At 61.4% G+C, this 21156-nt stretch carries 19 protein-coding genes; 12 read left to right on the top strand and 7 right to left on the bottom strand.

Annotated features, from left to right (window positions below; all coding sequences use genetic code 11):
- Positions 1 to 2: 2 nt before the first annotated feature.
- The 3 genes from ABR989_RS10175 to ABR989_RS10165 are packed head-to-tail and all read right to left on the bottom strand — an operon-like array spanning position 3 to position 3005.
- The gene (locus tag ABR989_RS10175; protein ID WP_428128098.1) at positions 3 to 761 is read right to left on the bottom strand and encodes a dTMP kinase; all 759 of its coding nucleotides are present in this window, start codon (positions 759 to 761) and stop codon (positions 3 to 5) included.
- Positions 736 to 1410 carry a dTMP kinase gene (locus ABR989_RS10170; protein WP_428128097.1) on the bottom strand — a complete coding sequence of 225 codons (675 nt, stop codon included), beginning with the start codon at positions 1408 to 1410 and terminating at the stop codon, positions 736 to 738. Before ABR989_RS10170 ends, ABR989_RS10175 begins: the two co-directional genes overlap by 26 nt.
- Positions 1407 to 3005 (bottom strand): Ppx/GppA phosphatase family protein, encoded by a 1599-nt coding sequence (locus ABR989_RS10165; RefSeq protein WP_428128095.1) that lies wholly within the window; start codon positions 3003 to 3005, stop codon positions 1407 to 1409. Before ABR989_RS10165 ends, ABR989_RS10170 begins: the two co-directional genes overlap by 4 nt.
- Before the next feature lie 51 nt (positions 3006 to 3056).
- Here ABR989_RS10165 and ABR989_RS10160 point away from each other — a divergent pair, with 51 nt between their 5' ends.
- Together ABR989_RS10160 and ABR989_RS10155 are read left to right on the top strand one after the other, a co-directional pair.
- A complete protein-coding gene (locus tag ABR989_RS10160) occupies positions 3057 to 3230 on the top strand; it encodes a hypothetical protein (RefSeq protein WP_428128094.1) in 174 nt (57 codons plus the stop codon).
- 28 nt (positions 3231 to 3258) lie between these two features.
- Positions 3259 to 4863: a DHA2 family efflux MFS transporter permease subunit gene (locus tag ABR989_RS10155; RefSeq protein ID WP_428128092.1), complete on the top strand. Its 1605-nt coding sequence runs from the start codon at positions 3259 to 3261 to the stop codon at positions 4861 to 4863.
- Here the strand turns inward: ABR989_RS10155 and ABR989_RS10150 are convergent.
- Positions 4860 to 5384: a macro domain-containing protein gene (locus ABR989_RS10150; protein WP_428128090.1), complete on the bottom strand. Its 525-nt coding sequence runs from the start codon at positions 5382 to 5384 to the stop codon at positions 4860 to 4862. The genes ABR989_RS10155 and ABR989_RS10150 overlap by 4 nt on opposite strands.
- 54 nt (positions 5385 to 5438) lie before the next feature.
- On the opposite strand from ABR989_RS10150, the gene ABR989_RS10145 reads away from it, so the two are divergent.
- The 6 genes from ABR989_RS10145 to ABR989_RS10120 all read left to right on the top strand — a co-directional run bounded on the left by ABR989_RS10145 (position 5439) and on the right by ABR989_RS10120 (position 11427).
- Positions 5439 to 7082: an ABC transporter substrate-binding protein gene (locus tag ABR989_RS10145; protein WP_428128088.1), complete on the top strand. Its 1644-nt coding sequence runs from the start codon at positions 5439 to 5441 to the stop codon at positions 7080 to 7082.
- Positions 7083 to 7086: 4 nt separating this feature from the next.
- Positions 7087 to 8007: an ABC transporter permease gene (locus ABR989_RS10140; RefSeq protein ID WP_428128086.1), complete on the top strand. Its 921-nt coding sequence runs from the start codon at positions 7087 to 7089 to the stop codon at positions 8005 to 8007.
- A complete protein-coding gene (locus ABR989_RS10135; protein WP_428128085.1) occupies positions 8004 to 8816 on the top strand; it encodes an ABC transporter permease in 813 nt (270 codons plus the stop codon). Before ABR989_RS10140 ends, ABR989_RS10135 begins: the two co-directional genes overlap by 4 nt.
- Before the next feature lie 81 nt (positions 8817 to 8897).
- Positions 8898 to 9917 (top strand): phosphotransferase family protein, encoded by a 1020-nt coding sequence (locus ABR989_RS10130; protein WP_428128083.1) that lies wholly within the window; start codon positions 8898 to 8900, stop codon positions 9915 to 9917.
- Between the two features lie 51 nt (positions 9918 to 9968).
- Positions 9969 to 10403, top strand: coding sequence for a DUF6285 domain-containing protein (locus ABR989_RS10125; protein WP_428128081.1), 435 nt, complete (start codon positions 9969 to 9971; stop codon positions 10401 to 10403).
- A 4-nt stretch (positions 10404 to 10407) separates the two neighbouring features.
- Positions 10408 to 11427 (top strand): DUF7064 domain-containing protein, encoded by a 1020-nt coding sequence (locus ABR989_RS10120; protein WP_428128079.1) that lies wholly within the window; start codon positions 10408 to 10410, stop codon positions 11425 to 11427.
- 30 nt (positions 11428 to 11457) lie between these two features.
- Here the strand turns inward: ABR989_RS10120 and mtnA are convergent, their stop codons facing one another.
- Both mtnA and ABR989_RS10110 read right to left on the bottom strand, forming a co-directional pair.
- Positions 11458 to 12492: an S-methyl-5-thioribose-1-phosphate isomerase gene (gene mtnA / locus ABR989_RS10115; protein ID WP_428128192.1), complete on the bottom strand. Its 1035-nt coding sequence runs from the start codon at positions 12490 to 12492 to the stop codon at positions 11458 to 11460.
- 239 nt (positions 12493 to 12731) lie between these two features.
- Entirely contained in the window at positions 12732 to 13040 is a 309-nt protein-coding gene (locus ABR989_RS10110; RefSeq protein ID WP_428128077.1) for a hypothetical protein, read from the bottom strand.
- A gap of 603 nt (positions 13041 to 13643) precedes the next feature.
- Here ABR989_RS10110 and rbp point away from each other — a divergent pair.
- Positions 13644 to 13964 carry an RNA-binding regulator gene (gene rbp / locus ABR989_RS10105; RefSeq protein ID WP_428128075.1) on the top strand — a complete coding sequence of 107 codons (321 nt, stop codon included), beginning with the start codon at positions 13644 to 13646 and terminating at the stop codon, positions 13962 to 13964.
- A 151-nt stretch (positions 13965 to 14115) separates the two neighbouring features.
- A complete protein-coding gene (locus ABR989_RS10100; RefSeq protein WP_428128073.1) occupies positions 14116 to 15066 on the top strand; it encodes an aldose 1-epimerase in 951 nt (316 codons plus the stop codon).
- On the opposite strand, the gene ABR989_RS10095 is transcribed toward ABR989_RS10100, so the two are convergent.
- Positions 15053 to 15862: an enoyl-CoA hydratase/isomerase family protein gene (locus ABR989_RS10095; protein ID WP_428128071.1), complete on the bottom strand. Its 810-nt coding sequence runs from the start codon at positions 15860 to 15862 to the stop codon at positions 15053 to 15055. The two genes, ABR989_RS10100 and ABR989_RS10095, sit on opposite strands and share 14 nt — an antisense overlap.
- 280 nt (positions 15863 to 16142) lie before the next feature.
- On the opposite strand from ABR989_RS10095, the gene ABR989_RS10090 reads away from it, so the two are divergent.
- Together ABR989_RS10090 and ABR989_RS10085 are read left to right on the top strand one after the other, a co-directional pair.
- Entirely contained in the window at positions 16143 to 19376 is a 3234-nt protein-coding gene (locus ABR989_RS10090; RefSeq protein WP_428128069.1) for a DUF7948 domain-containing protein, read from the top strand.
- A 198-nt stretch (positions 19377 to 19574) separates the two neighbouring features.
- Positions 19575 to 21089, top strand: a complete 1515-nt coding sequence (locus ABR989_RS10085) for a choice-of-anchor D domain-containing protein (RefSeq protein WP_428128067.1) — start codon at positions 19575 to 19577, stop codon at positions 21087 to 21089.
- Positions 21090 to 21156: the final 67 nt, after the last annotated feature.

Below are 21156 nucleotides of genomic sequence, written 5' to 3'. Positions count from 1 at the left end.
TGCTATTCCTTGCGCGCCGATGCGCGGTTGTCGGCCGAATCGGGACGCGGCTTGCCGTATGCGGCCGACAAATATTCGGCGATGTGTTTTCTAAGCTCGCCCTGCAGCTCCTCGATCGGAAGACGCGCATCGACCGAGACGAAACCGAACTCACTGGACAAGCGCCGGTACTCGTCTATCAGGCGGCCCTGGTAGCGCTCGAATGAATCGAACAAGTCGATGCCGAGCGCGAGATGCATCCCGGATTCCCAGTAGTCCATCCCCTTGCCCATGATCACGCGGGGAATGAGAGATTTGACATCGATGTCGAGGTAGAGGACCAGGTCCGGGACCAGCGCCATCCCGAACACCTCGCGCGTCCATTGGGGATCGGCGCCCATCACGAAGTTGCGTGCGAACGCGGTGTACATGTAGCGATCGGCGATCACGATAAACCCCGCCTGCAAAGCCGGCAGGATTTCGTGCTCGAGACGATCCGCAAAATCGGCGGCGTAAAGCAGCGAGAAGGTCGTGACCGTCAGCCGATGGCCGGCCTTGGCCTCGTTGATGGTCTCGGAGAGCAGGGGAGAGCGCGTCCATCCGGTGTTGCTGACGGCGTAGCCTTCGAGTTCGAGCCACGGCCGGAGCAGTTCAATCTGCGCGGAGCGGCCGACGCCGTCGGTTCCTTCGATCGCGATCAAGTGGCCGGGCAGCCGCTTTTTCGCGAGGTACGGCAGGCCGTGCCCGTACCAGGTCTTAGCGCGGCTGGGATGTGACGCCATTTTTTTCGTTCGCTCGATTGCGGTCGTAGTTGCGAAGAATTTCCTGGACCATCGTGCGTATGACTCTCTGTTGATTGGGGATCTCGGCGGTCGCGTCAATCGGACGCATCCCGAACTCGAGCGTCAGTTGATCGTAAATTTCGAGCACGCGGCTCTGAAACATGCGGAAACTCTCGACCGGATCGGTCGAGAGGCCGACATCCATCCCGGCCTCGTGGTACTTGAGCTTGGCGCGGCCCGCCAGCAGCCGCTCGAGCGAAATGTCGATCGGCACGCGAAAGTAGAGCGTCAGATCGGGGCGCAGCGCGGGGCTGTAAACCGCGCGGACCCACTCGGGATGGACGCCGCGCGCTACGTCGCGCGCGAAGGCCGTGTACACGTAGCGATCGGCGAGCACGATCATGCCGGCCTTCAGCGGCGGAAGGATCTGATAGGTCAGCCGATCGGCGAAATCGACCGCGTGCAGCAGCGAAAAGGTGGTCGGCGTCAGCAGATTTTTTTTCTTGCCGCGCTGCATCGAACGCCGCACCAGCCGCGACGAATTCCACTCCGTGAAATGGACGGGGTAGCCACGCGACCGCAGCCATCGCTCGAGCAGCAGTAGTTGCGTCGATTTGCCCGAGCCGTCGATTCCCTCGACGCAGATCAATCGTCCGCGATAGGGATGCGGCGTTTCGAGCAGGGTCTTGGGCGCGGTCCCGGCCGCAGACTTAGGCCCGATAGAGGATGGACTAACGTCGCCGTTGGGGGAAGGTACTGCGGCAAGCAGCTCTGACGCTGCAGGACCACCTGGCGATCCAGCAGTCTCGATAACAGGTCGGTCCTTCTCTCGCATGTCCATAGCTCGAGGTCGGCTTTCTCGCGCTTCGAATCGACTCCGACGATTACACGGCCCGGTGAGTACCTGACCTCGATATTTTTAACCACACCGAAGTGGCTTCGATCCAGCGCGTCCGCGACCCGCAGAATCGCGGCAAGGCCTCTGATCACACGGCGCTTGGCGGGGCTAAGCGACCTCAAATCCGGCGAATCGAGCTTGGGGGCTTGCTTGCGATGTCCGCGAGCCGCCTGTGCGATGACCTCGATTTCGTCAGCGTCGAAGCCGAACAGCTCCGCATTCTTAATCAGGTAGTAAGAATGGCGATTGTGCCGGTCATGATCAATCGCGTGGCCAATATCGTGTAATAACGCCCCGAATTCAAGCAGTTCCCGCGAGGACCTGGGCAGCCCCAAAACCGGCGCCGTCGCGTCGAACAGCTTGAGCGCAAGCCGCACGACCTGTTTGCCGTGATCGTTACTGCCCGCGAATCGCGCCGCCAGAGCGCCGACCGAGCGGCGCCGCGCGTCAGCGGCCGAGCGCGAGTCGATCTTGTGCGCGAGACCCAGCAGGACGCCTTCGCGCAGCGCCCACGTGCATGCGACCAGCTCCGGCGCACCGGATTTCTTCAGGATGAAATTTACCAGCGTGGCCGCGGCCGGCATCAGGTCCACCCGCTTCGCGTCCATTGCGGGAAGATCGACGCGCAGTGCCGCGTTTGCCGCGACCAAGTCGCGGGTCAGATCGGAAATTTCGCCGGCCGAGGCGCTCGCGCCATGCAGGCGGCCCAGTTCCTCGCCGCGCGAGGATCGCGCCATCGCGACCAGCGTGTTGATCGTGCCCGACGTTCCGATTGCGCGGGCCACGCCGGCGCGCCGCGCCTTTCGCATCAGCGGCCCGATCGCGCGCTCGAGATGCGCTTCCAGCCCGCTCAACTGCGTGCCCGATGGCGGGTCGTCGATGAGAAATCGCTCGGCCAGCCGCGCCGCACCGAGCTTCACGCTGTGCATCCATAGCGGCCGCCCGTCCTGCACCAGCACCAATTCCACGCTGCCGCCGCCGACGTCGATCAGCAAATGAGGTCCGCCGTCGAGTCCCAGTGCGTGGCGCGCCGCCTGAAAGATCAGTCGCGCCTCGTCGAGTCCGGAGATTACTTCAACCGTCAGTCCCGTCTCGCGCTTGATGCGCCGGATGAATTCCGCACGATTGCGTGCTTCGCGCACCGCGCTGGTCGCCACGGCGCGCAATCGGTCCACCCTGCGCACTTGCAGCAGCCGTTTGAAGTTCAGCAGTGCGCGCACCGCGAGGTCCATCGATTCTGCGGTCAGCCGTCCCGTCGTGAACGAGCGCCGGCCCAACCGCACCATCTCTTTGACGCGGTCAACGACCTCGAGGTGACCCTCGCGGTTCACGTCCGCCACGATCATGTGGACGGAGTTGGATCCGACATCGATGGCTCCCAGCCGCTTCGATAGAAGGTGGCGTCGCTGCCGCTCGAAGTCATCCATATTGCCCCAATCCGCACCGGCGCGCTGAAAATATCGCGCACTCAACCTGCGATGATTAGAAAGGATGCGCGTTACGACGCGATGAACGCCGAATGTCGAATTTGTTTTCGCGGTATCATCGCAAATCCATCAGGTTTAATCTGAACCGAGCACGCCGCACGGACGTATTTGCTTGGCATCCGCAGCCTCATCCGCGATTGGAATCGACCATCCCGAGTACGGGTCCTCCAGCCACAAGTGGCTGATTGCGCTGGCCGTGATGCTGGGCACGACGCTCGAGGTCCTCGACTCGTCGATCGTCAACGTCGCGCTGCCGCACATGCAGGGCAGCTTTTCGGCGAGCGTCGACGAGATCGCGTGGGTGCTCACCAGTTACCTGGTCGCCAACGGGATCATGATTCCCATGACGGGATGGATCTCGTCGCGCTTCGGGCGCAAGCGCTACTTCATGATGTCCGTCGCCGTGTTCGTCGCCGCCTCGGGCCTGTGCGGCGCCGCTCGATCTCTCGATCAGATGGTCATCTTTCGACTGATACAGGGCGCGGCGGGCGCGGCGATGGTTCCGTCGTCGCAGGCGATCCTGATGGAGACATTCCCGCCCAACGAACAGCAACTCGCGATGGCGACGTGGGGGGTGGGCCTGATGGTTGCGCCGATCATGGGTCCGACGCTCGGCGGATGGATCACCGACAATTGGAACTGGCGCTGGAATTTTTACATCAACCTGCCGGTTGGCATCGCTGCGTTCCTGATGGTTTGGACGTTCGTTCACGACCCCGCATACTTGCGGACCCGCCGCGCCAAGGGCGGCAAGACCGACTACGCCGGCATCATCCTGCTCGTGGTCGGGCTCGGCCTGGGGCAACTCGTGCTCGATCGCGGCCAGCGCGCCGATTGGTTCAGTTCACCATGGGTCGTTTGGGGTACAATTTTTTCCGCGATCTGCCTCGTGGGACTCACGATCAACGAATTGCGCACCACCGAGCCGATTCTGGATCTTTCAATCCTTGGGATTCCCGTTTTCTCGATGTCCGTGATGCTGATGGTCGCGATGAGCTTTGCACTGTTCGGCACCGGACTGTTGAATCCCATTTTTCTTCAGGAGCTGATGGGTTACAGCGCGTGGAAGGCGGGTCTGGTGCTCGCGCCACGAGGACTCGGCACGATGGCAGCGATGCTGATCGTCGGACAGCTTGCGCGCTACCGCTACGATACGCGTTCGTTGATCGGCGTTGGGTTCACCATAATGGCAATCGCCTTATGGACGATGGCGGGCTGGAACACTCAAGTCAGCACGTGGACGGTGACGTGGCCCAGCCTCGTCATGGGAGTCGGGATGGGCATGATTTTCCCTACGCTGTCCGCCACTACGCTTTCGTGCGTCAGCCGCGAGCGCGTCGGCTACGCCGCGAGCCTCTACAACATGATGCGCAACACCGGCGCTGCGATCGGCATCTCCTACATGACAACCGTGCTCGTGAATCATGAGCAGACGCATCAGTCTTATCTGGTCGAGCATTTCACCGCCTTCGACGCGTGGAAAATGAGCGCAGCGTCGCGGCTCACTCACGGCGGGCGCGGCTTTGACTACATGCCGCAAATACTCACTGGCCAGAAGCAGGGACTTGGCATGGTGTACGGGATGATTCAGCGCCAGGCGATGATGCTGTCATTCAACGACATCTACCGCACATTGGCTATTGTAATGGTGATTCTGATTCCGACCTTCCTGTTCCTGCGCCGCGCCCAATCCAGCACCTCTACGGCCGCCCACTAGTCCTTCATCTCCGCGAGCACTCGCTCGAAGACCTCCAGCGAGTGGCGATCGAACAGCACGAATTCCACACGCACGAGCGTCGTCGGACTGTCGAGATGCGCGCGCACTTCCTGGAGCATCACCCGCGCGCATCGCTCGATTGGAAAACCCGCGATGCCGGTGCCGATCGCCGGAAATGCGATCGACTTGAGCGAGTTCTCTTTGGCGCGCATCAGCGAGTTGCGCGTGGCCGCGCGTAGATTCGGCTCCGACGTCGATTCTCCCAGCCGCATGCTCGCTGCGTGAATTACGTGCCGCGCGCGCAGCCGTCCCGCGCCCGTAATCGCCGCCTCGCCGATTGCAATCGGCCCGATCCGGTCGCATTCCTGCTGGATCGCCGGCCCGCCCTTGACGCGAATCGCGCCCGCGACGCCGCCGCCCAGCTTCAGATCGTTGTTCGCCGCATTCACAATCGCATCCGCATCCGCCTCCGTAAGGTCGCCCTGACGGAGCCCGATCTTTGCGCGCCAATCTTTACTCATTGTCACCTCGTACCCAGTCAAAAAGTGAAAACGTGAAACCGTGAAAAATGAAAAATGGAATGCGAACGTCTCGCATCGATTCTGTTATTATCGCGCCAATCGAGAATAACCCGAAACGCCGTGCTCACCGTGTGGATCAGCGAATGGACTGCTCGGCTGCGATTCGTCGCGCAGATTGCGCCGGCGCTCGTCGCGCTCGCGGGATGCGGCCAATATCGCACCGATCGTTCGCCCGGGACGATCCAGGTCGATATCGAAACCTCGCCGACCTCGACCGACCCGCGCTTTGCCACCGACGCGACTTCATCGCGTATCAACGAACTTATTTTCGATTCGCTGGTAAAGACCGATCGCAACGGCCAATTTGTCGGTCATCTTGCTGACCGCGTCGAGCATCCTTCGCCCACGGAAATTGTTTTTCATCTCAAGCACGGGGTGCGCTTTAGCGACGGACGCGAACTGACGGCGCGCGACGTAATATTCACTTACAATTCGATTCTCGCGCCCGAATCGATGTCGCCGAAACGGGCCGGCATCGAGCAGTTGAAGTCAATCGATGCGCCCGACGACTACACCGTCGTTATGACTACCGCGCATCCGTACGCGCCCGCCCTTGAGATGGCGACGGAGGGTATCGTGCCCGCGGGTACTTCGCTGCCCTCGAAAGAAAACGCAGCCGCTCCCATCGGCAGCGGCCCCTTTCAGATGGTTGGTTACGCGCGCGATGAAGCCGCGCGGCTCGAGCGCAATCCGTATTATCCATATCCGTCAGGCGCGCCACGATCGATCCTCTTCAAGATCGTTCCCGACCCTACTGTGCGCGCGCTCGAACTGGCAGAAGGTGTTTGCGATTTCTCGGGAAACAATATCGAGTACGACGTGTTGCCGTGGCTCGGCTCGCACCGGTTTCTGGAAGTCAGCAGAACTCCCGGTACTACCTACAAGTACCTGTCTTTCAACTTTCGTGATGCTCGCCTGCGCGACTTACGCGTGCGGCGCGCCATCGCCTATGCGATCGACCGCAAAACAATAGTCAATACCATCTTGCGTGGCACTGGGCGGGTAGCTACCGGCATGCTCTCACCCGAGAATTGGGCATACGAGGCCAATGGCACTACCTATTCCTTCGATCCAACAAAAGCGCGTCAACTGCTGGATCAGGCTGGCTACACGGCCGGAAGCAACGGGATGCGCGGGCTCCGATTCGAATACAAGACGACTCCGGAAGGCGCGCGCCTGGGCGAGGTGTTTCAGGCGATGCTTCAGCGAGTGGGTATCGAGCTGACTATCCGGACGCTCGACTTCGCCACCTATTACGCGGACATTCAGGCCGGAAGCTTCGACCTGACCTCTCTACAATGGGTCGGAATCAACGACCCGAACAGCTACTACATGGTATTCGATTCGCAGAAGACGCCACCGCACGGACAGAATCGGGGTTACTACTCGAACCCTGAGATGGATCGGCTGGTCGAAGCGGGAATGAGTACGGTCGATCCGAAATGGAGGAAAAAAATATACGGACAGGTGCAGCAACTCGCCGCCGAGGAACTGCCGTACGTTTCGCTGTGGTGGGTTGACAATGTGGCCGTGATGAATCGGCGGCTGGTTGGCTTCGATGCATATCCCAATGGCAGCTTCCGTTCGCTCGCGACGGTGACGCTCAGTGGCCCCGGCGGCGGAGGGCAGTGGCAGTGATCCAGTGATAAATTACCTGGTCCGGCGCTTGCTCGCGCTCGTGCCAGTCGCGCTCGGCGTGGCGACACTGACGTTCGCGATTATCCACCTTGTGCCGGGCGATCCGGTAGTTGCGATGCTTGGCGAGACCGCTGCGCCCGCCGACATTGTTGGGATGCGGCATCAGCTGGGCCTCGATCGTCCGCTGCTGGAGCAGTACGCGGCATATCTCGGTGGACTCGCCGTCGGCGATCTGGGTGAATCGATTTCATATCGCAAGCCGGTCTCGCGTCTAATCGCCGAACGCTTTCCGGCCACAATCGAGCTCGCTGCGGCGGGGATGTTGGTCGCTGTGCTGTTGGCATTCCCGCTGGGAATAATCGCGGGTTCGAATCCCGGCGGCGCCGGCGACCTCGGCGCGATGGGATTTGCCATTGTCGGCATTTCGATTCCCCACATCTACCTCGGCCCGTTGCTCATGATTTTGTTTTCACTGGACCTGCGCTGGCTGCCGCTCACCGGCCGCGGGGGTCTCGAGCATCTGGTCCTGCCCGCTGTCACTCTTGGCACCGCGCTGGCCGCGATCCTTGCGCGGATGTTGCGCCAGAGCCTGATTCGCGTGCGCGAGAGCGACTATATGCGCACCGCGCTCAGCAAGGGGTTGAGCGCGCGGTCCGCCCTTGTTCGCCACGGCCTTAAGAACGCGCTCACATCGGTCGTGACCATCATCGGACTTCAGATGGGCGCGCTGCTGAGCGGCACGCTCATCACCGAAATAATTTTTTCGTGGCCGGGTATCGGCCGCTTGCTGATCAGTGCGATAGGGGCGCGCGACTATCCGGTGGTCGAAGGATGCGTACTCACGTTCGCGATGACTTACGTCATTGTGAACATGGCGACCGATTTCGTTTATGCGATCGTAGACCCGCGAGTGAGAATCTCGTGAATGTGCGCGTCCGCAATCCGTCACTGGCTATTGGGGTGACTACTGTTGCCGCGGTCGTTGTCGCTGCGATCCTGGGTCCGCTGCTGTTTCGCGCCGATCCTTTGTCGATCGATCTTGCGAACACGCTCGCCGGGCCCAGCCGCGCGCATCCGTTTGGTTGCGACGCGCTTGGCCGCGACGTGCTCGCCCGGGTCCTGTCTGGCGCGCGGCTCTCGCTCTCGATCTCCACCGTCGTCGTTGCGATCTCGCTCGTCGTTGGCAGCCTGATTGGCGCAACCGCCGCGCTGTCGGGCGGTCGAATCGACAACCTGGTAATGCGCGGCGTGGATATCGTCCTCGCCTTTCCGGGAATCCTGCTGGCGATCGCGCTGGCGGCGATTCTCGGACCAGGTCTAATCGATCTTGCGATCGCGCTAACTGCGATGGGATGGACCGGCTACGCGCGCATCGTGCGCGGCGAAGTGCTGACCTTGCGCGAGCGCGACTACGTTCTCGCTGCCGAGAGCCTGGGCGCCAGCCGGTCGCGCCTGCTGATGCGCCATCTGATCCCCGGCGTCGTTGGACCGCTTGCCGTGCAGGCGACCTTCGGAATCGGCGGAATCATCGGCGCCGAAGCCGCGCTTTCATTTCTTGGCCTGGGCGCGCTGCCGCCCACGCCCAGTTGGGGTAACATGCTTGACGCCGGCCGCGCCTTCCTGCTCGTCGCCCCGCATCTTACGACCGCGCCCGGACTCGCGATCGGGCTTTCGATTCTCGGCTTCAACCTGCTCGGTGATGGGATTGCGCAGAAAGTGGGGCATCGCGCCTGACGGTCGAGCGCTTCCATCGCCCGGCGTGCGAAGCGGGGAAATTTCGTGATACTCATTCTGATTGGGAAGTGAGCGCGCGCAATGGACAAAATCGAACCCGGCGAAATGGTCCGGCGGCTGACCGGCTTCATCCGCACCGAGGGCCGTTTCGACAGCGTCGCGATCGAGAATTTTCGCAAGATGCCCGGCGGGGCGTCGCGCGAGATCTGGTCGTTCGATTGCTCGATGGAGCGCGGCGGCGAAACGAATCGTCGCGCGATGGTGCTGCGGCGCGATCCTGGCGCTCACAATATCTCCACCAGTCGCCGTCACGAGTTCATGGTGATTCGAGCCGCTTTCGCAGAACGCATTCCGGTTCCCGAGGTGTTTTGGGTTTCGGAAGATCCCGCCGTTCTCGGTTCCGCGTTTTTCATCATGGAGCGGATCGAGGGCGAAACTTTGGCGCGTCGCCTGCTCCGCGACGACACTTACGCCCGCGCGCGCGAAGTGATGCCCGCGCAACTCGCCGAAATTCTCGCGAAGATTCATCGAATCGATCCCGTCAAACACAAGCTCGACTTCCTGGCCGAGCCGGGTGACAACGCGGCGCTGACCGAGGTCAGACGCTACCAGGAAAACTTTCGACTCTTCGCGCTCGAACCGCATCCCGCCTTCGAATTGGCATTCCGATGGCTCCTGGGGCGCGTTCCGAAAACGGCGCGCAAGACGCTCGTACACGGCGATTATAGAATCGGCAATGTTATTTTTGGCCCCGAAGGCGTGCGATCGATCCTCGATTGGGAGTTGGCGCATCTCGGCGATCCCATGGAGGACGTCGGATGGATGTGCGTGCGGGCGTGGCGCTTCGGCAATGATCAGAAGCCGGTCGGAGGGCTTGGCCCCCGTGAGGATTTCTTCCACGCCTACGAAAAAGCCAGTGGCGCCGCCGTCGATCCCGAGGCGGCGCGATTCTGGGAGGTCTTCGGCAACCTGCGTTGGGGCATAATCACCATCAGCCAGGCCCGTACCCATATCGACGGATTCGTAAAAAGCGTCGAACTGGCCAGTATCGGACGCCGGACTGCCGAAACCGAGCTCGAATTGTTAAATCTCATCGAATAGCAACATGGTAGTTCCGCCGCCAACTAGCTAAACGTGAGCTGAGTAATAGATATGCAGGATCGACCGACTTCAGTTGAATTGCTCGAAGCGGCGGCCGACTTCGTCGATCGCGAACTCGTGCCCGCAATCGAAGGCGCGCGCCAGTTCCAGGTGCGAGTCGTGGCCAACGTGATGCGAATCGTCGCGCGCGAAATAAAACTGGAAGATCCGCTGGTTCGTAGCGAGGTGAAGGCTCTGGCGCGGCTGCTCGGGCACGACGCGCCGCATCTGCACAGCCTCGACGATCTGCGCACTGCCGCTGCCGGCATGGGCGAAGAGTTGACCGCGAAGATTCGCGCCGGCGAGGCGGACGACGGCGCCTGGCGCGGGGAGGTACTCGCAGTCGTGCGTCAGAGCGTCGAGGACAAACTGCGTATCGCGAATCCGCGCTACCTCGAGGGCGATATAGCCATTCGCAACGCCGCAAAGCCGCAAAAGGAGATCTGACTATATGTCTGAACTCAAAGTGGTACTACTTGAACAAGACGACCTGATGCATCCCAACACTGGCGAGTCTAATTTCAACGAGAGCGCATACTATAATTTCTACGATCGTGGTCAACACCTCGGCGGCTTCATCAGACTGGGTAATCGCGCAAACGAAGGTTACGCCGAAATGACCGCGTGCCTGTACCTCCCGGACGGAACCGTCGGTTTCATGTTTCAGCGGCCCGAGATCAAGGACAACAACGCTCACGATGCCGGCGGTGCAAGGTTCGAAGTCGTCAAACCGTTCGAACGCCATCGCGTTAGTTACCATGGCAAACTCTGCATTCTGAAGAATCCGCTCGAAATGGCCGATCCAGCCAGGGCATTCAAAAATAATCCATACTCGCAAGCGGCGCTCGAAATTGACTACGCGGCTGTTTCTCCCGGATGGGGCGGCGAAGTGCGCGAAAAAGTTGGAGATCAATGGGTTTCGCCGAACTTATCCGGTGACCCCGAAACTCAATTCGCAAAGGGGCACCTGGAACAGCTCGGCCGCGCAACGGGAAAACTGGTGCTTACGGCCGACGGCGCAGACCGCGAGTTCAAAATCGACGCGCTTGGTCTGCGCGATCATAGTTGGGGACCGCGCTATTGGCAGGCGCCGAAATTCTACCGATGGCTCACGATGAACTTCGATGAGGGTCTTGGCGCGATGGCCACAATTACGGTGAATCGCGACGGCAGCGAACGCCCGGGAGGATTCGTTGCGCGCAAAGGCCAACCGATTCTCAATATCGAGAAGGTCGATATTCAGACCGAATTCATCGGCGAGCAGCAGCTACACGACAAGATCAAAGTGAACTGTGAAACCGCCGACGGTGGAGCGCCAATAGTCATTACCGGCAAAGTGCTATCGATGATTCCGCTGCGCAACCGGCGCGCCGGTATAGTCACTCGAATCGCAGAAGGTATGACCGAATGGAACTGGGACGGCAAAATTGGCTATGGACTGTCCGAGTACCTGGATCACTTTGATGAGTAGGCTGCGCGTCGCTCGCGTCGGATAAGTCGGTCATCGTCCAAGTTTCAGCGCGCGCAGACTCACCGTGTACGGCGGATACGCGACGCCGCGTTCGGTGATAATCGCGGTCACCAGCTCGGCCGGGGTGACATCGAACGCGGGGTTGAACGTGCTGACGCCCTTCGGCGCGATCTGCTTGCCGCCGTACTCGGTGAGCTCGCGGCCCGAGCGCTCTTCGATCGGGATAGCCGCGCCGTCGGGACAGTCCAGGTCGATCGACGACAGCGGCGCCGCGACGTAAAATGGCACGCCGTGGCGCCGCGCCATCACCGCCAGCGGGTAGGTGCCGATTTTGTTCGCGACATCGCCGTTGGCCGCTGTGCGATCGGTTCCCACCACCACGCAATCGATCTTGTTCTGCGAGAGCACCGTTGCCGCCATGCTGTCAGCGATCACCGTCACCGGTATCCGATCTTTGTGGAGTTCCCACGCGGTCAGGCGCGAGCCCTGCAAAAATGGCCGCGTCTCGTCGGCGAACACCTGGATCTTTTTGCCCGCGTCGCGTGCGGCGCGCACCACCCCAAGCGCCGTCCCGTATCCCGCCGTCGCCAGCGCGCCGGCGTTGCAATGCGTCAACACTGTGGCCGGGTCTCCGATGAGTTCGGCGCCGAACCGGCCCAGCGCGCGATTCGCGGCCAGGTCTTCCCGGTAAATCGCGATCGCCTCCGCGCGCATGCGGCGAAATAATTCTGCCGCGTCGAGCGAGATGTTGTCGTCGAGCGCGCGGCCCATTCGATCCACTGCCCACGCCAGATTTACCGCGGTTGGCCGCGTGGCCTTGAGTGTTTTCGCGACCACCGCGAAGCGTTTCCGCGCCTTCGCGCCCGCGGTGCCCTTGATGCCGAGCGCGACACCCATTGCCGCCGCGACGCCAATTGCGGGTGCGCCGCGAATCACCATCGTGCGGATAGCTCGCGCGACGCCACGGTAGTCGCGATAGGTTCGAATTACCTCGCGCGCGGGAAGCAGGCGCTGATCGATCATACGAACCGTGTCCGCCCGCCATTCAATCGTCATCACGGCCATGTAGTCTGACTCTTTCGCACGCGAATAAGGTTTCAAAAAAGCTTATCAGCAACCTTGCATTGCTGTCATTCTTCGCCGCGCGGAGTTTATTCGGAGCGCAATTGGAACGCAGAATGACGCTGCGATACTTCAGATGAATTGAGCAATAGAAAACGGCGCAGCTGATACTTTGCGGCGCCGCTCAACGCTGCTCTCATTGCGCGATACCGCCATTGCGGCCGGTACGCGCGAAGCTTCCGTTAGACTTTTTCGTATGCTCCGCGTGCCCTTCGCCTTGCAGCTCCGGCATCGATCCATCGCGTGATCGCCGCAAATATCTCCGACGGCCGCTTCTGCTTGAGTCCCCGCACGTTGCGCACGTCGGCGGCCTTGAACTGCTTGGGAAGCGCCGAAAGCACGTTGCGCCAATTGACCCGGCCGCGTGGCCCGCCGCTGACCGCTTTCGCTCCACTGCCCCCACGACCGATCAACGATCCCAGCCGCGCTTCCTCTTCTTTGAGTTTACTCAGTAGCGACTCTTTCAAGCGGATGTCTTTGCGCAGATTCATGAGCAGAGTACGCGCCTGCCGCTGTACTTGTTGGAATGCCGATGTGGCTCCGCGAGAGGCCTTCTGTCGAGGCATTTAGCAATCTCCTTTCGGGGAATTGGTCAGTACAAATCAACTTTGAATATACACAATCAAACCTGATCCTACAAGTATCAAAGTCATTTTGTCCATTATCCACATCAGTCAATTGGATATAGCGCCAGATGCCCCACGACGCCATCAGACTACTCCGCGCAGCGCTAAAAGTTATCCGGCAGATAGTCAGATCGACTCGCCGATATTTCAGTCAGTCCCGGAAACGCAGTTGCCCGCCAACCAGGGTTCGCGTCCAGGAAAACAAACGGATCTGGGACGCTTATCGCCCTATTTGCGAGCAGGCAGCCATTGGGCCTAAGCGGGAAATAAAGGCCGGGGATTGGATAGCAAGAGCACTATGTTTGCGCTTGGCGCGATGCTATAAGCATTTCGGAATTCGGATTAGATGCGCGCCGTTGGTATCGCCCCACCACTTGACTATCTGTACTATCGATCAGGCTTCCGAATGCCTATAGATACAGACGGACTACGCCGCAGGGCAGCCGGGTCGCGCGCGAGGAGAGGGCAATGGGCCGCAGACTGTATGTTGGGAATCTGGCTTGGACTGTGACCGACCAGGATCTGCTCGACGCGTTTTCAGAAGCCGGAAAGGTGGACAGCTCGCAAGTCATCATCGACCGCGCCACCAACCGCTCGCGGGGATTCGGCTTCGTCGAGATGGCGACCGATGAGGCAGCCGAAGGCGCAATCAAGAAATTGAACGGCCGCGACATCAAGGGCCGTCCGATTCGCGTCAACGAAGCGCAGGCGCGCAGCGCCGGAGCCGGGGGCGGAGCCGGTGGCGGTGGCGGTGGCAGCGGCGAACGCCGCGGCGGACGCGACCACTAGCCAGTAGTTCCGGCATTTCAAAATAGCGCGCGATTGGGGTCGCCTTCCCGTCGCGCCGCAAAATGTACTGGACCCACTTGAGGGGACGCCTGATTCTCGGGCCGAACCCTTGCGGCTGCAAAAAAAACTCTCCTCGGATTGAACCATCACCGTGGAACTCATAACGCTTGAAGCGGATAGCGAGCGCGCCGTGATTGTGCCCGGCGCCGGATGCCAATGCCTGGGCTACCGCGCCGGCACGCTCGAGGTCATCGCGGGCCCTGCCCATCCCGACGCATGGCGCGAGCATCCGCATCGCGGCGGCATTCCGATTCTCTTTCCGTGGCCGGGCCGCGTCTCCCGCGCATGCTTCACGTTCAAGGGCCGCGAATACCGGCTGCCGGTGAATGAGCCCGCACGCGGGCACGCGATTCATGGCTTTGCGTGCGAACGCGCCTTTCGCGTGACGCGGCGCGAACCGTCTTTCGTCACGGCGATTCTCGATTCGTCGGACTATTCGGATTTAAATTCGATCTGGCCGTGGCCGTTCGTGCTCGAGATAGACTACGAAGTTGGTAATGGACTGAGATTGAAGGCCCGCATTACCAACACCGGCCGCTCGGTGATGCCGTTCGGATTCGGCGCGCATCCTTACTTTCACGCCCCTCTCAATCCCGCAGGCTTGCGCGATGCGATGCTGATTCAGCTCGACGCCAACGCTCGATGGCCGCTCGACGCGCGCCTCATACCCACCGGTGACGCCGAGCCGTTGGCAGGCAAGTACGACCTTCGCGCGCCACTTCCTCTTGGAGCTGATACTTACGACGACGCCTTCCGCATGGCGCCGATCGCGGAGCGAACCGCGACGAAAGATCCGTCCGCGCCGCGCGCGCGGCTCATCGATCCGTCGCTGAATATCGCGCTCGAGATTCGCGCCGGTCCCGCGTTCGGCGACTTCGTCGTCTATGCTCCCGCGGACAGCCCCGTGGTCGCGCTCGAGCCGTACACCTGCGCGCCCGATGCGTTCAATCTCGCGGCCCGTGGCATCGCGGCCGGAATGCGCGAACTCGCGCCCGGCGATACCTTCGAGGAGGGCTTCGAGATTCGCCTCAACGCCCCTTGAAGCGCGGCTCGCGCCGCTGCGCCAGCGCTGCCGCGCCCTCGCGAAAATCTTCGGTGCCGATCAGCGAGCTCTGCGCCAGCACCTCGAGTTCCTGAAATGTCATCTTGTCCAGGCCGTGGCCTTTGTCGATGATCCGCTTCGCCAGCCCGACCGCGATTGGCGCGTTGCGCGCCATCTCGCGCGCAAGCTCTTCGGCCGCCGCGATATGCGCACCTTCGGCGACGACGCGGTTCACCAGCCCAATCCGTTCCGCCTCCGACGCCTCGATCATCCGCGCCGTCATGATCAGCTCTTTCGAGCGCGCGTAACCGACCGTCCGCGTAAGCCGCGTGGTGCCGCCCACGTCGGGCACCAGGCCGATGCGCACTTCCGGCATCCCAAGCCGCGCGCCGGCAGCCGCCACCCTGGCATCGCACGCGAGCGCCAGTTCGAGCCCGAGTCCGCCGACGAAGCCATGCAGCGCGCCGATCACCGGCTTCTCGATACTCTCGAGCCGATTCAGCGATGCCTGCGACTCCGCCACAAAGCGCCGAAAGCGCGGCATGTCGGGGCCGCCGCCGTGGCCGCCCTGCGCGCCGGTGTCGTTGGCGAGCGAGGTGAAATCGATGCCCGCCGAGAACGCCTGGCCCTCGCCGTAAATGATAATCGCGCGAACCTCGGGACGATCGACCTCGTCGATCGCCTCTGGAATCGCGCGGAGCATTGCCTGGTTAATCGCGTTGCGCTTCTCGGGACGGTTGAGCGCGATATATGCGATCTCACCCTCGACTCGAACTTTGATTATCTCTTCTTCCATTTCTGACACCCTCATTGTTATTCAACCGTATGCTGCCGCGGTCCGCCAGACGCGAAACCGGTTTTCCCATCTGCTCGCGCCGCCGCTGGAAAGGCCGTTTGACCAAAACCGGCCCGGAACCTTGTACAGGGAGGCCGTCGGGTCTATGGCGGAGCGTATCGGGGACTCAAAAGGAAATTCCGGTTTATTGTGTTGTTTCGGTTATTCGGTTATAGGGACGCGTGACTTGGCGTGACGCGAGACTTCTGGGCAGCCTGCTCTAAGCAGAGAGGAAAGAGCGATGAAACACCCTGGCGGGAAAGTCCACATCGGTACGATTGCAATCGCGTGCATCGCCGCATCCGCGGTCGCCACGGTTGTCGCAATGCGCGTGCCACGGACCCTCGCATCGTCGCAATCCCCACGCGCGAGCGATCCTGCCAAGCAACCATCATCGCGGGTAATCGCCGCGGCCAATCATTCCCCGCGCATCAATTTTGCGAAGCTGCCGATGAGCTTTGAGCCGAACCTCGGCCAGAGCGATGGGCAGGTCAGGTTTCTCTCGCGCGGACCGGGCTACACGCTGTTCCTGACTGCGTCCGAGGCGGTGCTGTCGATGCGCTCGCCCTCAAAGAACTCTCGCCCTAATTCTTTTCCGCCGTCCCGAGCGAAGTCGAGAGAACCCGGATCAGGGATTTCTCGCGCGGCAGCCACGCGCGGGAATGACGCGAAAAAAGATAAAGCTGGCCGGTCCGCCGTGGTGCGAATTGCGCTCAAGGGGGCGGCGCGCGCGGCGCAAATCGAGGGTATCGATCGGATGGCGGGGCGGAGCAACTATTTCATCGGCAACGACCCGAAGAAATGGCATACCGATGTTCCCAATTACGCCAAAGTCGAACTCAAGAATGTCTATCCCGGAATCGACCTGATCTATCACGGCAGCGCGCAGGCCCAGCTTGAGTACGATTTCCGCCTTGCGCCGGGCGCCGACCCGAATGCGATCCGGCTCGGCTTCAGCGGTGCAGGCAAACTGGCCCTGAATGAGCGGGGCGATCTGATCGTCAGCGTCGGCGAGAGCAAGCTCATCGAGCATGCGCCGGCGATCTACCAGGAGAACGGCGGCGGGCGGCGGACGATCGCGGGCGGATGGAAGCTGCGCGGCGCGCATGAGGCGGGCTTTAGGGTGGCGGGCTACGACCGGAGCAAGCCGATTGTGATCGATCCGGTGCTGCTCTATTCGACCTACCTCGGCGGCAGCGGCTACAGCGTTGGCACGGGCGACCAAGGATCCGGCATCGCGGTCGATTCCGCAGGCAACGCCTATGTCACGGGGACGACGTCTTCGACTGACTTCCCGACCCTGAACGCTTTCCATGACAGTTGCTCATCCTGCTCCAGCGGCGGGACGGCTGCCTTTGTGACCAAGTTCAATCCGTCGGCATCGGGGGCGGCGTCATTGCTCTATTCGACCTACTTTGGTGGTAGCGGCGGCGAGAGTGGCTACGGCATCGCGGTCGATTCCGTAACAGGCAACGCCTATGTCACGGGATATACGTCCTCGACCGACTTCCCCACCAAGAACGCCTTCCAGGACACTTGCTCATCAGGGGAATGCGCTTTCGTAGCCGAGCTCAATCCGGCGGCGGTGGGACCGGCGTCGATCCTCTATTCGACCTATCTCGGCGGCAGCGGCGGCGACGTAGGCGCTGGCATCGCGGTCGATTCCGCAGGCAACGCCTATGTCACGGGATATACGTACTCGACCGACTTCCCCACCCTGAACGCCTTTCAGAGCACTTGCCCCTCCGCATCCAAGCGCTGCGCTGCCGCCTTCGTGGCCGAACTCAACCCCTCAGCGTCGGGAGTGGCGTCGATCCTCTATTCGACCTACCTCGGCGGCAGCGGCGGCGAGTACGGCTTCGGCGACAAAGGCATCAGCATCGCGGTCGATTCCACAGGCAAGGCCTATGTCACGGGAGTTACGTACTCGACCGACTTCCCCGTCCTGAACGCCTTCCAGAGCACGATGGGGAGCGTTTTAATTTCCTCCTTTCAACCCGCCGGATGGACGGGCGATGGAAGCACTGAGATTTTCGCAACGACATTGAAAGCCCCTCCAGTGGGCCCCGGAACAGTGACGGTTAATTATACAATTGCCGGCACTACTTATTTGGGAACGGATAATGGCGATGGAGCAATCAACGGAAGTCACCTCACGGGTAGTATTCATTACTCCGGCGGCGTAGTTTCTTTATCTTTTTCCAGCCCTCCCGATTATGGAACAGCAATCACTGTTGACTATGCACATATTGGAACAAGCAATGCTTTCGTAACGAAGTTGGACCCGACGCAGTCGGGAACGGCATCGGTGCTCTATTCGACCTACCTCGGCGGCAGCGGCGGCAGCTACTTGGGCGGCGACTCTGGCTCCGGCATCGCAGTCGATTCCGAAGCCAACGCCTATGTCACGGGACAGGCGTACTCCACCGACTTTCCCACCAAGAACGCCTACCAGAGCGTTAACAATGCCGCCAGCAATGGTGAGCCTACGGCGTTCGCAGCCAAGCTCAATCCGGCGGCGTCGGGAGCGGCGTCGATCCTCTATTCGACCTACTTGGGCGGCAGCGGAAGCAGCAGTGGCGGCGACTCAGGCGCCGGCATCGCGGTCGATTCCACAGGCAACGCCTATGTCACGGGATATACGTACTCCACCGACTTCCCCATCCTGAACGCCTTCCAGAGTACTTGCCCCTCTGCATCCGGCCCCTCGGGCTGCGATGCCGCCTTCGTGGCCAAACTCAACCCCTCAGTGTCGGGAGTGGGGTCACTGATCTATTCGACCTACCTCGGCGGCACCACCAGCGACGAGGGCTATGGCATCGCGGTCGATTCCGTCACAGGCAACGCCTATGTCACGGGACAGGCGTACTCGACTGACTTTCCCATCCTCAGCGCCTTCCAGAGCGTTAACAATGCCGCCGCCAACGGCCTCTCTAATGCCTTCGTGACCGAGCTCAGTCCGGCGAACCCGTCAACGCCGACCGCGACCGCGACGGCAACCAAGACGGCCACGCCAACCGGGACTGCGACGCCGTCGAGAACTGCGACGCCGACCGCAACTTCAACGGCCACGCCGACCGCAACAGCGACGGCAACCTCCACCGCAACTGCGACGCCGACTGCGACGCCGACTCCGATCTCGGAGAAGCTGACGTTCAGTCCCAGTTCGCTGGCATTCGGGAAAACGGTGGTAGTCGGAACTACCAGCGCGCCCAAGACGGTCACGATCAAGAACGCGGGTACGAAGAAAACAGGTCTGGCAGTGAGTATCGAGAGCGAGAGCGCATCGCCGCCGTTCGCGGTCAAGTCGGAATGCGAAAAAACGCTCGAGCCCGGCAAGAGTTGCAAGGTATCGGTGACCTTCACGCCGGCGAACACGACGCGGCAGACTGGAAGCCTGAAGATTTATGACAACGTGATCGGCTCGCCACAGTCCGTGCCGTTATCGGGAACCGGCAAGGCCGCCAAGAAGTAGGCAGGGCTGAGCCCTGCACCCAGTATTAAGGCCGCCCGCCGTTGGCGGGCGCGGCCACTGCCGCGGGCGCGCCATACTGGCCTCCCGTGCCAACGGCACCTTGCGCAGGGAGGGCGTCGGGTCTATTGGGGATCTGGCATCGGAGACTCAACGGGAGTCCCGGTTTAACTGCCAGTTCCAACTCGGGAGGACCGAGTGATGAAGTTCCAAGTTGTGCGCGCCACGGGATGGCACCGTCGGACGTTCGGGATTGCGGCCGTGATGCTGCCGGTCGCATTGTATGTGGCGATTGTGCTTGCGAGCGGCACTACCGCCGACCGGGTGCTGGGACAGGTGGACTTCACGCACAATGGCGTCCACGTGAACGCTCAAGGGCTGTACGAACCTTTCGCGGTAGCGATCGATTCCAGCGCCACGCCAAATCACATTTACGTCGCCGATCAGGATAACGACCGGGTGCTGGGCTGGAGAGACGCCGCCTCGTTCACCAACGGTCAGGCGGCCGACCTGGTGATTGGACAGCCCGATTTCCTCACCTCTTTCTGCAACGGGGCCAGCGGCGCCGTCAGCGCTGGCAGCCTGTGCGCTCCAGCGGGAGTCGCGGTGGACGGCTCGGGCAACCTCTACGTGGCGGACACGAACAACAACCGGGTGCTGGAGTACACGAATCCGTTTGCGGCCTGCAAGGGAGTATTTCCGTGTGTGGGCGGCGCGGCCAACGAGGTGTTGGGGCAGGACGGAAGCTTCACGACGCCTGATTGCAATAACGGCGGGGTCAGCGCCAACAGCCTGTGCGATCCAGTGGGGGTCGCGGTGGACGGCTCGGGTCACCTCTACGTGGTGGATAGCAACAACAGCCGGGTGCTGGAGTACAACACCCCGCTGACCAACACCACCGCCGATGGGGTCTTTGGCCAGGACGGGAGCTTCACGACGGCTGGTTGCAATAAAGTCAGCGACAACAGCCTGTGCTATCCAGTGGGGGTCGCGGTGGACGGCTCGGGTAACCTCTGGGTGGCCGATCAAGGCAACAGCCGGGTGCTGGAGTACAACACCCCGCTGACCAACACCACCGCCAATACGGTCTTTGGCCAGGACGGGAGCTTCACGACGGCTGGTTGCAATCACGACACCAGCGGCGGCAACTCCACCGCTATTGACCTTTGCTCTCCAGAAGGAGTCGCGCTGGACGGCGCAGGCAACCTGTACGTGGCGGATACCGAGAACAACCGGGCACTAGAGTACAACCAGCCACTAGCCAATCCGTCGCCCACGCCAACGGCGACCGCGACAGCTACAGCCACGCCGACCGCAACAGCGACGGCAACCGCCACCGCGACTCAAACCCCGACTGCGACGCCGACTCCGATCTCGGAGAAGCTGACGTTCAGTCCCAGTTCGATCGCATTCGGAAAAACGGTGACAGTCGGAACTACCAGCGCGCCCAAGACGGTCACGATCACGAACGCGGGTAAGAAGAAAAAAGGGTTGGCGGTGAGCATCGAGAGCGAGAGCGCATCGCCGCCGGTGTTCGCGGTCAAGTCGGGATGCGAAAAAACGCTCGAGCCCGGCAAGAGTTGCAAGGTATCAGTGACCTTCACGCCGACGGACACGACGCGGCAGACTGGAAGCCTGAAGATTGTTGACAATGTGATCGACTCGCCGCAGTCCGTTTCGCTGTCGGGAACCGGCAAGGCCAAGAAGAAAAAATAGAACGGCAGACAAACGCCCGGCTGTAGGGGACGGGCTTTCCTTTAACCGGTAACTACGGCGGGACAGG

The organism is Binatus soli (SeqCode) (assembly GCF_050015535.1).
In the GTDB taxonomy this organism is placed as follows: domain Bacteria; phylum Desulfobacterota; class Binatia; order Binatales; family Binataceae; genus Binatus; species Binatus soli.
This window is presented reverse-complemented; position numbering and strand designations above follow the sequence as displayed.

Excerpts from the sequence above, each read along its gene's own strand:
- ABR989_RS10165 (WP_428128095.1), bottom strand. The coding sequence starts at position 3,005 with ATGATCGTGGCGGACGTGAACCGCGAGGGTCACCTCGAGGTCGTTGAC.
- ABR989_RS10150 (WP_428128090.1), bottom strand. The coding sequence starts at position 5,384 with ATGAGTAAAGATTGGCGCGCAAAGATCGGGCTCCGTCAGGGCGACCTT.
- ABR989_RS10085 (WP_428128067.1), top strand. The coding sequence starts at position 19,575 with ATGAAGTTCCAAGTTGTGCGCGCCACGGGATGGCACCGTCGGACGTTC.
- ABR989_RS10120 (WP_428128079.1), top strand. The coding sequence starts at position 10,408 with ATGTCTGAACTCAAAGTGGTACTACTTGAACAAGACGACCTGATGCAT.
- ABR989_RS10125 (WP_428128081.1), top strand. The coding sequence starts at position 9,969 with ATGCAGGATCGACCGACTTCAGTTGAATTGCTCGAAGCGGCGGCCGAC.
- ABR989_RS10095 (WP_428128071.1), bottom strand. The coding sequence starts at position 15,862 with ATGGAAGAAGAGATAATCAAAGTTCGAGTCGAGGGTGAGATCGCATAT.
- mtnA (WP_428128192.1), bottom strand. The coding sequence starts at position 12,492 with ATGGCCGTGATGACGATTGAATGGCGGGCGGACACGGTTCGTATGATC.
- ABR989_RS10145 (WP_428128088.1), top strand. The coding sequence starts at position 5,439 with ATGGAATGCGAACGTCTCGCATCGATTCTGTTATTATCGCGCCAATCG.
- ABR989_RS10130 (WP_428128083.1), top strand. The coding sequence starts at position 8,898 with ATGGACAAAATCGAACCCGGCGAAATGGTCCGGCGGCTGACCGGCTTC.
- ABR989_RS10110 (WP_428128077.1), bottom strand. The coding sequence starts at position 13,040 with ATGAATCTGCGCAAAGACATCCGCTTGAAAGAGTCGCTACTGAGTAAA.
- ABR989_RS10090 (WP_428128069.1), top strand. The coding sequence starts at position 16,143 with ATGAAACACCCTGGCGGGAAAGTCCACATCGGTACGATTGCAATCGCG.
- ABR989_RS10175 (WP_428128098.1), bottom strand. The coding sequence starts at position 761 with ATGGCGTCACATCCCAGCCGCGCTAAGACCTGGTACGGGCACGGCCTG.
- rbp (WP_428128075.1), top strand. The coding sequence starts at position 13,644 with ATGGGCCGCAGACTGTATGTTGGGAATCTGGCTTGGACTGTGACCGAC.